The 13,263-nt window shown below is 35.1% G+C and carries 9 protein-coding genes, 1 pseudogene and 1 other annotated feature; of the genes and pseudogenes, 5 read left to right on the plus strand and 5 right to left on the minus strand.

The window, feature by feature from the left end; genetic code table 11:
• Positions 1-358: 358 nt before the first annotated feature.
• The 4 genes from EJN90_RS01555 to EJN90_RS01570 form a co-directional block, all read right to left on the minus strand.
• Positions 359-1,030, minus strand: coding sequence for a deoxynucleoside kinase (locus EJN90_RS01555; protein ID WP_322348877.1), 672 nt, complete (start codon positions 1,028-1,030; stop codon positions 359-361).
• A 267-nt stretch (positions 1,031-1,297) separates the two neighbouring features.
• A complete protein-coding gene (locus EJN90_RS01560) occupies positions 1,298-3,124 on the minus strand; it encodes an ABC transporter substrate-binding protein (RefSeq protein ID WP_126108551.1) in 1,827 nt (608 codons plus the stop codon).
• 31 nt (positions 3,125-3,155) lie between these two features.
• The gene (locus EJN90_RS01565; protein ID WP_126108552.1) at positions 3,156-4,619 is read right to left on the minus strand and encodes an ABC transporter permease; all 1,464 of its coding nucleotides are present in this window, start codon (positions 4,617-4,619) and stop codon (positions 3,156-3,158) included.
• Positions 4,620-4,631: 12 nt separating this feature from the next.
• Positions 4,632-6,074 (minus strand): ABC transporter permease, encoded by a 1,443-nt coding sequence (locus EJN90_RS01570; RefSeq protein WP_126108553.1) that lies wholly within the window; start codon positions 6,072-6,074, stop codon positions 4,632-4,634.
• 68 nt (positions 6,075-6,142) lie between these two features.
• Positions 6,143-6,411, minus strand: a binding site (T-box leader).
• Positions 6,412-6,595: 184 nt separating this feature from the next.
• Here EJN90_RS01570 and EJN90_RS13975 point away from each other — a divergent pair.
• From EJN90_RS13975 to EJN90_RS01585, 4 genes and pseudogenes are all read left to right on the plus strand, one after another.
• Positions 6,596-7,420: pseudogene (locus EJN90_RS13975) on the plus strand (ABC transporter ATP-binding protein); the annotation flags it as partial.
• A gap of 3 nt (positions 7,421-7,423) precedes the next feature.
• Entirely contained in the window at positions 7,424-8,320 is an 897-nt protein-coding gene (locus EJN90_RS13980) for an ABC transporter ATP-binding protein (protein WP_227872599.1), read from the plus strand.
• Positions 8,321-8,382: 62 nt separating this feature from the next.
• Complete coding sequence (locus EJN90_RS01580; RefSeq protein ID WP_126108555.1) at positions 8,383-9,339, plus strand: aromatic acid exporter family protein; 957 nt, start codon at positions 8,383-8,385, stop codon at positions 9,337-9,339.
• Between the two features lie 275 nt (positions 9,340-9,614).
• Positions 9,615-11,009 carry an MATE family efflux transporter gene (locus tag EJN90_RS01585; RefSeq protein WP_126108556.1) on the plus strand — a complete coding sequence of 465 codons (1,395 nt, stop codon included), beginning with the start codon at positions 9,615-9,617 and terminating at the stop codon, positions 11,007-11,009.
• A gap of 330 nt (positions 11,010-11,339) precedes the next feature.
• Here the strand turns inward: EJN90_RS01585 and EJN90_RS01590 are convergent, their stop codons facing one another.
• Positions 11,340-12,254 carry a DMT family transporter gene (locus EJN90_RS01590; protein ID WP_126108557.1) on the minus strand — a complete coding sequence of 305 codons (915 nt, stop codon included), beginning with the start codon at positions 12,252-12,254 and terminating at the stop codon, positions 11,340-11,342.
• A gap of 268 nt (positions 12,255-12,522) precedes the next feature.
• On the opposite strand from EJN90_RS01590, the gene EJN90_RS01595 reads away from it, so the two are divergent.
• Positions 12,523-13,131 carry a 50S ribosomal protein L25 gene (locus EJN90_RS01595; RefSeq protein ID WP_164543966.1) on the plus strand — a complete coding sequence of 203 codons (609 nt, stop codon included), beginning with the start codon at positions 12,523-12,525 and terminating at the stop codon, positions 13,129-13,131.
• Positions 13,132-13,263: the final 132 nt, after the last annotated feature.

The raw sequence follows: 13,263 nt of genomic DNA on the forward strand, positions 1-13,263 counted from the left end.
TACTTCCCCCTATGTTTTCTTTTTTAAACACGAAAATGCCTGCTTCAATTTTTAGAAATCGAAACAGGCAATTAGTTAGTAATCATAATAATACATATAGATATTAGAATGAAAATGTTCTATTTTGCCTATATCGATTTCTTTGAAATCTATAGGCAACTTTTTTGAACACGTTCAAATGCTTTAGCTACTCTATAGATTGATTCTAAAGTAATAGCTAAAGTAAAAGTTATTTAATTGTGGTTGTGGCATAAGATTCATTTTTTTCTTCATAATCATGCATTCCCCTCAACTAAGTTAGGGCCAGTATAGCAAAATGATTTAAGAAACTCAATAGAAAATTCATTATTTTCTCATTTTAACTCAATGAATAGCTTTCCATACTAGTATCTTCTGATATTCTTGATTCTATCAAAGCTTTCTCAATAATGTTGATGATCTCTTGTTGATCCTCCATACTATCAACAACATCAAAATCATCAATAGAGATTTTGATTTTTGGACTATAATCGTAATCGAGATACCATTGTTCGTAATTATCAAATAATAATCGGTAATATGCTAACAAGTCGGGATTATTCTCAATTTGTTCAAAATCTCTTCCCCGTCTTTTTATTCGCTCTAGAATCATTTCAAAAGAACCATCCAGATAAATCAATAAATCTGGAGCTTTTTTAGGAATCCCCTCTAGCTCTTCCATCATATTGTCTAACAAGTCATTATAGATATCCATTTCTTCCGTCGAAATATTTCCTTGCAAATAATTTACTTTCGTAAACAAAGCATCTTCATAAATCGAACGATCCAGCACATTATTATCATCGCTCAAAGCCGCTTTTATACTTCTAAAACGTGCATTTAAAAAGAATATTTGTAAACTAAACGCCCATTTCTCTTGGTTTTCATAAAATTTATCTAAAATTGGATTATGGTCGACACTTTCATAAAAAGCTTGTGTTCCCATTTTCCTTGCAATAAACTCTGTATAGGTAGATTTACCCGCGCCAATCATTCCAGCTAAAACAATCACACTCATCAAATCCCTTCCTTTATGTTCAAATAACAACATTTAGTATTGTACCATTCCGTTTGTACAATATATAGTACTTTCTTACTACTATTCGAAAAAAAACAGAGTCCAGAAGAATTCTCTGGTCCCTGTTTTTTATGTCTAGCTGCCAAGTCCTGGCCTAATGAAAAAAAGATAAATCTGTCCCATTGCGCGCTTCGCTGCTCATTAGGGCTAATTTCCTATTTTTTCATAAGCCAAGGCGGACTTGTTCGCTTTTCTAAATAATTATTCTGCTGTTTCTAAATATGCTTCATAGAATTCTTCTACTTTAGCTGGATCTGCTACTAATTCATTTCCTGTATCCACTAATGGGCTAACCGTTGAATATGCTTTTAGTTTGCTTCCATTATAAGCTGCGTTGATTTCATCTTGATTAATGGAGTACAAAATTGATTTACGTAAATCCGCACTCTCTGAAACTTCACGTCCACTTGTATTTACTAGCATATAGGTTACCGCATTACTTGGAATACTTTGTAACGCCAATGACTCTTCGCCTTCAACAATTTCATATTTCGTTTCATCCAATCCATATAGCAAGTGAACTTCGCCAGCACGTAGAGAAGATAATGCACTATCCATATCTGCAATGAAACGAACCGTTACATTAGCAATATTCGCTGTATTTTCTGTATCTGGCATGTACGCTGGGTTCTTCTGGAATGTTGCTTCATAATCATTTTTTTGAATCATGATGTAAGGGCCACTTGCATATAAATGATTGTCGTAAGTAGCACCTTCGGTAACTGCACGTTGGTCACCGTATGCAATATCGTTATTTACATCATAGCTGGCAATATCATAAGTATTGATACTTTCCACTTGTTTCTGTGAAACGATTCCAGCCGATTGATGCGCTAGATAATTTAATACTTGTGGGAAAGGCTCAGTTGTTGTTAACTTAATAACTTGGTAATTTCCTGTTGAGTTATCAACTTGGTCAGCTCCTTCAACTACTTCGTTGATTGGATTTGATAAGTTTTCTTCCAGAGCATCTAAAATATTACCCGAACCGTCAGACAACTGTGTATCTTCTAATTCATTTAAATCAGTTACCAATTCTACTGTATCAATATGTTCATGCAGTGAATAAGTACGATGGTCTGGAACAGAATTTTGATCTTTCGCACGGTTCATAGAAAAAATAACATCTTGCCCGCTTACCATTTCTCCTGTATCAACTGCTTGTCCTTCTTCTACTTTTGCGAAGTTAATATCGTCACGTAAAACAAAGTAATATTCTGAATTTCCTTCTGCAATTGCATGGCTATAGGATAGGGAACCATCTGAGACTACTTGATCATCATCCGTTAGGTTTACTAAACGAACATACATGTTTGTGTTCAATTGGTTAATGGATCCATCATTTCCTTTTACAGGATCCAATGAAGTAAGGTTTCCATTTGCTTGCGTTAGTAATAGGGTGTCTGTATCATTCAATGATTCATCTAAAAAAGATACTGGCTCCCATGCAAATGCACGTGATTTTGATAAACGAATAGTGTCAGGATTCAAGATTTCTTCATTAAACGCTTGAGCTTTTAAGGACGTATACAATGGGATAATATACGCATTCTCTGTTACAAGCGCATCTTCCAATTCTTTATATGTGTTGACATACTCTTCTGGTGTTTCTAAAGCTGCTTGATTAATCAATGCATCCACGTCTGAATCAGACATGATACTGTAATCACCATCGGTTATGAATAGGGATCGTACCGCATAGTCTGGGTTTCCCGTTACAGTTGTCCAACTTGAGATAGCCAAATCGTAATTACCAGCGTCTTTTTGAGCTGTGAAGCTCGCATAATCAGGCTGTGTATTCAATTCGACATTAAAGCCATTTTTAATCAGTTGATCACGAACAATATTCATGTCCGTTTCATTTGAACTTGTTCCTAATATTTCGATGGTTGTTTTTTCTGTTGTTTCAACGTTAGACGAAACATCCGTACCATCTGTTGGTTGATTTGCGTCTCCCTCAGTTTGAACGGAACAAGCAGCTAGGGTCAAAGATGCTGTAGCAATGAATGGTAATAATTTTTTCCTCATAATATTGTACTCCTCCACTATCATTTTTTGATTAATTCAATCTTGGGTCTGTCGCATCACGCAATCCATCCCCTAAAAAGTTAAACGATAAAACAAGTAAGATAATGGCTAATCCTGGATAGATCGCCAAGTGCGGATTTGTTTCTAGATATTCACTCCCTATTCTTAAAATATTTCCCCATTCTGGGACGTGAGCCTCTACTCCTAATCCAAGATAACTTAAACTGCTTGTAGAAATAACGGCTGTTCCTATTGTTAAAGTTGAACGAATAATCATGGGTGCCATCGCGTTGGGAATAATATGCTTTCTGAGAATAGACCAATTTGTCTGTCCAAGCGCTCGTGCTGCTTCTACATATTCATAATTAGTCACTTGCATAACATTTGCCCGCATTGTGCGAGCATAGGACGGAATAGAACCCAAACTTAAAGCGATGATTAAATTTGTAGTTGATGCACCAAAAGCTGCTACGATTGTAATAGCTAACAACATACCAGGAATCGCATATAATACATCAAGCAGACGCATAATGATGCTATCAGTCCGATTACCATAAAAACCAGAAACAGCTCCTAAACCACCGCCAATAAAAAATGGCAGTAAAGTAGACAATAAACCTACCGACAAGGAAATCTGAGAACCAAAGACAATTCGTGAAAATACATCTCTTCCATAATTATCTGTTCCAAAAGGATAGGCAAGTGAAGGTGCTTGTAAGACATTTTGATAATTGTTTTGTGTAGCAAAAGACTGACTGAAAGACCAGTTGCTGGTGATCGCTATGCTAATTAAAAAGGTAATAAAGAAAAGTCCGAGTAATGCCGCGTAATTTTTAGTCAATTTTTCTCGTATGCTTGTCTGTCTTCTTTCGCCCGACAAATTTTGATCGAGACGGTACATCGAAATACTTACAAATAATGCAAGTACATTTCCGCTTAAAGAAGTGAGAACTAATATACCTAATACGACTATTTTTACTGTAGGATTCCAACTGTACCATTTGTGTCCTCGGATTAAAATAAAGAGATGGAATAGCAGGATTCCTATTAATGCATAGAGCGTTATTAAGAAATAATTGGAAACAAATGGTTTAAATAGATTGAGCATTGTGACGGCGATAATAAAAATATCAACTAAGACCATATACATTGAATAAATAAAACCAGTGGTGATCGCCCTTTTCAACATAGTAGTTCCAGAAAGAAAAGTAAAAATATTTCCACCAAAAATCCCCAAAATCAAAAGGATAGCACTTATTCTTAAAAACAGACTTTTTTTATCCACATCAATCCTGTTATTCTTAATTCTATACAAAATAACTGTATGAATTAAACTAAGTATCAAGTGGAACAGCGCTATTGCTAAAAGCGGTGGTTTGAATGACAATGGTTGCCATTCAATACTTAAAAATAAAAAGAAAAAACTTAGCGCCCAAGTGAGACCATTACTAAATTGAAGTTGTTTCATAATTTGTGTCGTACGATAATTTCTCATTTTAATCCCTCCTTATTTTCCATGTTGACCACTTTGGATTTTAGATCGGATTCGAGGATCCAAGAAACTATACAAAACATCGACAAACATATTTACGATAGAGAGAATAATTGCGATGTAGATAACACCACCCATTACGCTTGGTATATCTGGAATAAATTGTTTGTCTACTATATAACTCCCAACCCCATTAATATTGAAAACTTTTTCTGTTACAGATGATCCGCCCAACATACCACCAAATTGCAAGCCAATGATTGTAACGATTGGAATTAACGCATTTGGAACTGCATGACGTAAAATAATTCTGCGATTCGATAGTCCTTTTGCTCGAGCTGTAAGAATATAATCTTCATTGATTACTTCAAGTGTCGATGAACGTGTCATTCGAGCAACCGAAGCCATTAATCCCGTCCCTAAAACAACAGCCGGCATGATAAGCGACGCTATATTGTTGGTATTGTAAGTAGCGGGTAACCATCCTAAGTTGATTGAAAATGTTAATATGAAAATTAATCCTTGCCAAAAACTAGGAATTGAAATACCAATCAAGGCAATAAACATAAACAAATGGTCAAAAGTTGAGTTTGCCTTTACAGCTGCATAAATTCCTGCTGGTAAGGCGACTAAAACAGACAACGATAAAGCAAAAATTGTTAATTCTAATGTAACTGGAAACCTTCGTAATAAAGAGGTAACCACTCTTTCATTTCCTTGATAAGCATTCCCTAAATCAAATGTAAAGACTCCTTTTATCGTCCTTCCCAACTGAACAAAGTAGGTATCATTTAATCCATGCAGGTTTCTGAAGTTTTCAATCTGCTGTGGTGTTGCCTGATTGCCCAGAATGTTTGTAGCCGGATCAGAAGGTGAAAAATACAATAAAGTGAAAACAATTATCGTTACACCGATAATGACAAAAATCATCATAATTAAACGAGCAGCTATGTAATACAAAGTAGGTATGGAGATAATTACTAAAAACAAATACATCGGCCAAGCAAGTAAAAATGAGAGGATAAAACCAGGTACCGTAGAGATCACATCAAGCGTTTCTTTTAAATACGTGTGTTCTTCAAGTTTATTTTCTTGGTAATAAGAGTCTTTCCATAGCTGTTTCTCTTTTTGAAGCTCGATTTGATAACGTTCTTCTACTGATTGCTTTATTTGAGATTCATTTTTTTCTATTTTAAGGTAGCGATTCTTGTTTCTTTCTTGTTCTTCTAATTTTTGTCGAAGATTTTTGGCTATCCCACTATCCTCAAAATCTTTCATTAAAACATTCTCGGATACATTCTGTTTGTTTTTCTGTTGAAATGTATATTTTAGAAAAACAACCAAATGGAAAAGAAGTCCTAAAAACAGTAATCCTATTTTCCAGCCTTTTTTCTGATAAGCTTTTTCATAATAGTAATTGATAGCACTTAACCAATTGTTTTTTCCAGTTGCTTCCATCTCTAGCCCCCCTAAACAGTTTTAGTAAAAAAAATACCCTTAAGCAAACTTTCACTATGAAAAGTCTGCTTAAGGGTAAAATAGATTATTTTACGGTTCCACCTTAACTGCACAGCTATGTATACATACACATACTGTTGCCTCTGTTCAGTACAAAAAAGAATAAAAATCTTTTGATACTGATTTGCTATAACGGGCAATCCCGTTATGGGCTCATAAACTTATTCACCCATACGACTCCAAGATGCACTTCCAAACTATTCATCAGATCCCCTCACACCAAACGGGATTCGCTTTACTGTTTATCAGTTTGTACTCTTCTTTTCAATGTCATTTATTTCAATATTTGGTAATCTTTCATTGATTAATAATATAGCAGACGCAATTTCTTCCGTCAAGAAAATTCGCTTACTTTTTTTCAGTGCTGTATTTTTTTATGCGTTCCTTTACGATTCACTACTTTCTTTTTTTGAAAAGAGTGCTATTTTCTCTTTAAGACTATTTTAAGGAAGGATGTAATTATGACCTCTTTATTATCTATTCAAAACTTATCAGTTTCTTTTTCAGTCGGGTCAGAAATGCAAAAAGTAGTTTCTGATGTGTCTTTTTCAATTGATAAAGGAGAAACAATTGGATTGGTTGGGGAATCTGGCAGCGGAAAAAGTGTTACCGCCCGTTCCATTATGCAATTATTATCTCCAAACGCACATATCCATCCGGAATCAAAGATTGTTTATTTAGGAAAAGAGTTGCTAACGAACTCTGAAAAAGAAATGCGGTCTATCCGTGGAAAAGATATCGGGATGATTTTTCAAGATCCAATGACTTCATTAAACCCTACAATGACCCTTGGAAAACAAATTACCGAAACCCTTCGCTTTCACGAAAAACTTTCGGCAAAAGAAGCAGAAAAAAGAGCCAAAGAAATTATGGAACATGTTGGTATTAACCAAGTGGATTATCGCTATACGCAATACGCCCATGAATTTTCTGGCGGGATGCGTCAGAGGATGATGATTGCAATGGCATTAGCATGTAACCCTTCCTTGATCATTGCTGATGAACCAACAACGGCACTTGATGTAACGATTCAAGCACAAATTCTAAATCTATTAAAAGATATCCAAAAAAAATTTGGAACGGCAATCATTCTCATCACACATGACTTTGGTGTTGTAGCAAATATGTGTGACAAAGTGGTAGTTATGAAAGATGGTCATGTTGTTGAAAAAGGAGATACCCTTTCCGTATTTGAAAATCCTGTTGATGATTATACAAAAATGTTATTAAGTGCTATTCCTAATCTGCATCAAGCTAAATCAGAAAAATCACTTGCTAAATTAACAGAAATCCATAGCGGAAAACGAGACGTCTTGTTAGAGGTTTCTCAGCTCCAGAAAGAATTTCCGTACGGAAGAAATCAAACTGTTAAAGCCGTGGATCAATTAAGCTTCCAAATTTACCGCGGAGAAACATTAGGTCTCGTTGGTGAGTCGGGTTCTGGAAAATCGACAACCGGTCGGACGATTCTCCGATTGCATGAACCTGATGACGGAGAAACCTTATTCGAAGGCTTCGATATCAATCACTTGAATCCATCTGAATTAAAATCAATGCGGAAACATATGCAGATGATTTTCCAAGATCCTTATGCATCGTTAAATCCACGGATGAAAATTCAAGATATAATTGGCGAATCACTGGATATCCATGGTTTAGCAAAAAATAAAAAAGAACGAAACGAACGTGTCGCTGAGTTATTAGACTTGGTAGGTCTGCAAACGTCTTATGCGCAACGGTTTCCTCATGAATTTTCAGGAGGCCAAAGACAAAGAATCGGAATCGCAAGAGCATTGGCGGTCAATCCAGAATTTATTGTATTAGATGAACCACTATCTGCTTTGGATGCATCCATTCAGTCACAAATTGTAGATTTATTAGAAGACTTACAAGAAAAACTGGGTTTAACTTATTTATTTATTGCACACGATTTAGCAATGGTCAAACAAATATCCGATCGAATCGCGGTTATGTACAATGGAAAAATCGTTGAATTGGCTGATTCAGAAGAATTATTTTCGAATCCTATCCATCCCTATACTAAAAAACTACTTTCTGCTATCCCAATTCCTGACCCGACTTATGAAGCAACACGTTCTTCTGTATCAGAAACGATTGCAGAGTTAGAAAGCTATGAAGGACATACATTTAAAGAAGTTGCTCCGTATCATTGGGTTTATTGTTAAGATAGAATCATAAGGAAAGCTGCTTTTTCATTTTTTGTTTCCTTACTACAAGGAGGATTCATATGTCATTAAGTCTACGTACGATCAAAATCTCTTTATCGGCTTTTATTGCGATTCTTTTATCAAATCTTATTGGTTTAGACTACGCTGTATCTGCAGGAATCATTGCCATTTTAAGTGTTTTAGATACAAATAAATCATCTTTGTTAACCGCTGGAAAACGTGTCCTTTCCACAATCTTAGCCTTAACCATTGCTGCGATTGTATTCTCTATTCTTGGCTTTGAGATTTATGTGTTTACTTTGTACTTACTTATTTATGTCCCACTCGCCTACCTTTTAGGTGTTGAGTCAGGTATTGCCCCTTGTTCTGTGCTGGTTACCCATTTATTGATTGAAGAAAGTGTTTCTCTGCCATGGATTACAAACGAGCTTCTCTTAATGTTGGTCGGAGCCGGCATTGCCATACTTATTAACCTTTATATGCCTTCTCAATCAGATCGAATTATTAAAATGCGTGAAGAAGCAGATGAGTGCATGCGTGAAGTCCTCCTGTCTTTTTCTAAAACATTGAACGAAGGCGCGCCTATAAATAGCTCTCTTCTAACGAAATTAGAACTGCTATTGACAGAAGCTGAAAAGTTGATTTTTTTAGAATCAGAAAATCGTTTCTTAAATCAATCTGAGTATGATATAAAATATATTGAAATGAGAAAGAATCAAACAACTATTCTAAAGTATATGCATCAAAATTTGGAGATATGCGTTATCCCAATGAAGGAAAACAAAATATTGGCAAGTTTGTTCTATTTAACCTCCGACCAACTACACGAAAACAATACAGGAGAATTTTTACTGAAAGACATCCAACTACTTTTGAATCAATTCAGAAAAAGCTCTCTTCCTCAAACAAGATTCGAATTTGAAAACCGAGCAATATTATTTCAGTTGTTGAATGACTTCACTCGTTTTATCCAGACAAAAAAAGACTTTTTTGATCAAAATCATTCTTTATCTTAAATAAACGATTTAAGAACAGTAAATCTTCTTACTGTTCTTTTTTTCGTTTCAATTCCATTACAAAGAGATTTTCCTCTTCAATTTTTAATGTTCAAAACACCTACACTTCAATGTTTTTTACACATTTTCTTTTTGAAATGCTTTTTTAATAATTCCTTTTGCTAAAATGGTTGTTTTTTTTGAGAATGAGTTTATACTTATGCATTGTCGTTTGATATATAAACGGCAAAATTATTTTATTCTTTATGAAAAAAATCAAACAGGAGGTAAAGAGCATGGGACAAGATATGACAAAAGGAAATCCGATACAATTAATTATTCAATTTACGATTCCAATGTTATTAGGAAATGTTTTTCAGCAATTTTACAGTATGGCCGATACTTATATCGTAAGTCAGACAATCGGCGTGAACGCTTTTTCAGCAGTAGGCTCTACGGGGAGTATTACATTTTTCATTATTGGTTTAGCAACCGGCTTGACGGCCGGCTTATCTGTTATTACTGCTCAGTATTTTGGGAAAAAAGATTTTGTTGGACTTCGGAGAAATTTAGCAATCAGTTTAATGATTAGTCTTGTAGTAAGTGTCATTTTAACTGCACTTGCTACTATTTATACACACGATATTTTGGTATTCATGAGAACACCTGAAAATTTAATCGATGACGCTTATGCTTATTTAGTTGTTATTTTTGCTGGTACTGGTGCAGCGGTTCTTTTTAATTTACTCTCAAACATTTTACGGGCAATTGGTGATAGCAAAACTCCCCTCTTGTTCTTAGCTCTTACCTCTGTATTAAATATTGTTTTGGATTACTTATTTATTTTAGGTTTTCACACAGGCGTTGAGGGAGCTGGGTATGCGACTGTTTTATCACAACTAGTAGCAAGCCTCCTATGTCTGGTTTATATTTGGAAGAAAGTTCCTATTTTACGGATTCACAAAGAGGATTGGAAAGCAAATCGGAAGGAAGTAATTCATCATTTAAGAATCAGCTTACCGATGGGCTTCCAAAGTTCTATCATTGCGATTGGTTCGATGTCTATCCAAACAACCTTGAATGGCCTAGGTTCCACTGCAGTCGCTGCTACAACAGCTGCAGAGAAAATTAACGGGATTGCGACGATGCCGTTACAATCTTTCGGCGTAACAATGGCAACTTATGCTGCCCAAAATTATGGTGCTGGAAAATTGGATCGTATTTGGGATGGCGTAAAAAAAATAACCCGCTTGGTTCTTATATACAGTTTTGTAATGGGTGCAGCTTTAGTATTGATTGGACGAAATTTAGCAACTGTTTTTGTTGGTACTGCTAATGAAGCAATTTTAGAAAATGTACATATCTATTTTCTTACGAATGCAACATTCTATTTCCTTCTTGCACTTCTATTCATTTATCGTTATACCTTACAAGGTTTAGGTAACAGTACGTCACCAACAATAGCCGGTGTAATGGAATTAATTTCTCGTATTATTGGTGCGACTCTCCTTTCTCAAGCTTTCGGCTTTACAGGAGTAGCCATTTCAGGCCCACTTGCTTGGTTTGGTGCGCTTATTCCACTGAGCTATTCCTATTTCACAACCAAGAAGAAATTAATGAAGGGTATTGAGGAAGAAGAAGTTACATTTGCAAGTACCCTCTCCAAACTCCTGCCGAAATTTGCTAGATAAGAAAAGCGGACAAGTCCGCCTTGGCCTATGAAAAAATAGGAAATTTGACCCTGAATTGTCAGGAGACTTCACGCTTCAGCGGGTTAGTCGAATGATATGCGTTAGCGAGCAGCGAAGCGCGCAATGGGGCAAATTTATCTTTTTTTCACTAGGTCAGGACTTGGGAGCTAGACATTGATGGCTGAACTTATAATCCCTTAGTAGATAAGAAAAACCTCGGATTGACAATCCGAGGTTTTTCTATGTCATTTTTTGTTAATTTCATCTAGTGAGAAAAAATTCAACGCTCAAAAGAAGAAATAGTAGACAGCCTACTATTTATAATCATCTTTACTCAATACTTAAAATAATTATTCCGACAATAATTGCTAAAATTGCCATATACTGCCCTTTTGTTAGTTTCTCTTTCAAGAAAATCCTTGAAAGAATAACGGACACTACAGAATATGCTGAAATCATTGGAGCAACAATTACTGCATTTGTACTGATTGCATAGACATAAAAGAATTGTCCGATTGTTTCAAATATTGCAGCCGCTCCTCGGTCTACTTGATCCTTCAATTTGAATGATTGCTTTTTAATAACAACAACATAAATAAATACAAGAACCGCTACTAATAACCAAGTAAACTCATAAGATAAATTTGCTTGCATTTCCAGCGTTGATTCATCTAGTGCAGAATAAGCATCAAAGAACCATGCATCCGCAAATGTTCCAATGGAATCAAGTATGGCATAAAAAAGAGGAAAGATAAGAGCTAATGCTCCATATTTATATTTGCGATCGATCATCTCTTTCTTTTGTATGCGTTCAAGTTCAGCTAATCGCTGTTCGAAAACTCCCAACAAAATTACGCCAAGTGTGATCAAGAGAATCGCTGCGAATTGGACGGTACTCATTCTTTGTCCTAAAAAGATAAAAGTCAACAGTCCAGCGATTGCTCCAGAAGAATTTTGTACAGGAGAAGAAACTGATAACTCCAAAAATCTCAAACCTGCATATCCTACTGCCATAGAAGTAATATAAAAGAATGATACTGGTAAATACTTAATCATGTAAGACGGATCGTAATCAATGCCTTGAAAAACAATTACATAAACGGCATGTAATCCCATAATAAGTCCTACCATAATAACTGTCTTTAAATAACTATATTTATCGTCAGGGACAGAACCTTTCTTATAAAATAAATCTGCTGTACCCCAAGATACTGTTGCAATAATTGCAGGGATAAACCACCACATCTTTTATCAACTCCTTCATTATTTTTTTCGCACTCAAAAATTATACTAGATTTCAGATAAAATAGACACTCAATTTTTTGTGTATATTTCTCATAGACTTTATTGTTTATCAATCACATATTTAATCATTAGGAAGGATTTTTTTATTCGATAAGGCTTACATTAGCATTTTTTTGAATTCAATGGTATAATATTTGTATATTATGCGCATTTAATTAATAATGTTTTTATGTTAATTAATATGCACAATGATGGAGGGAAATTTTTTATGAAATTAAAAGCTCAAAAAAGAGAAAGATTAGGTACTTCAGCTTCTAAACAAGCGAGAGTAGACAAGAAAATTCCAGCAGTTGTATTTGGAAAAGAATTCGATTCTACTGCTGTATTAATTGATTCAAAGGAATTCGAAGATTTACTACGTTCAGAAGGTAGAAACGCTGTATTTAACATTGATATTGATGGCAAAGAAACACAAGTAATCATTAAAAATGTGGATCGTTCTGCATTGAAACCTGAATACTATAACGTAGAACTTCAAGCTATTACCAAAGGACAAAAGGTTACTGTTACAGTTACCATTGTTCCAAATGGAGCTGAAGAAATCAAAGAAGGTATCTTAACTCAAACTCTAAACGAATTAGAAGTTGAGACAGAGCCAGCAAATATTCCAAGTGAAATTGAATTAGACGTTTCTGAGCTAGTTATTGGAGATACGGTAACTGTTTCTGAATTAACGGTTCCAGAAAATGTTACAGTTTTATCAGACCCTGAAAGTACTGTAATTGTAATATCTGCTCCACAACTCGAAGAAGAAACAGATGAAGATGCTGAAGTAGCTGAACCAGAAGTAATTGGTGAAGACAAAACAGAAGAATAATCTTTCATAATTAAAACGCACCTCCGCTTTACAGCGGGAAGTGCGTTTTTTCTATCAAATCACTACATTATTGATTGTTTTTAGTTTTAAATTTCTTTCTTCTTACCCTATTTCTGATAATGTTTTAAAATC

The organism is Jeotgalibaca ciconiae (assembly GCF_003955755.1).
Classification (GTDB): domain Bacteria; phylum Bacillota; class Bacilli; order Lactobacillales; family Aerococcaceae; genus Jeotgalibaca; species Jeotgalibaca ciconiae.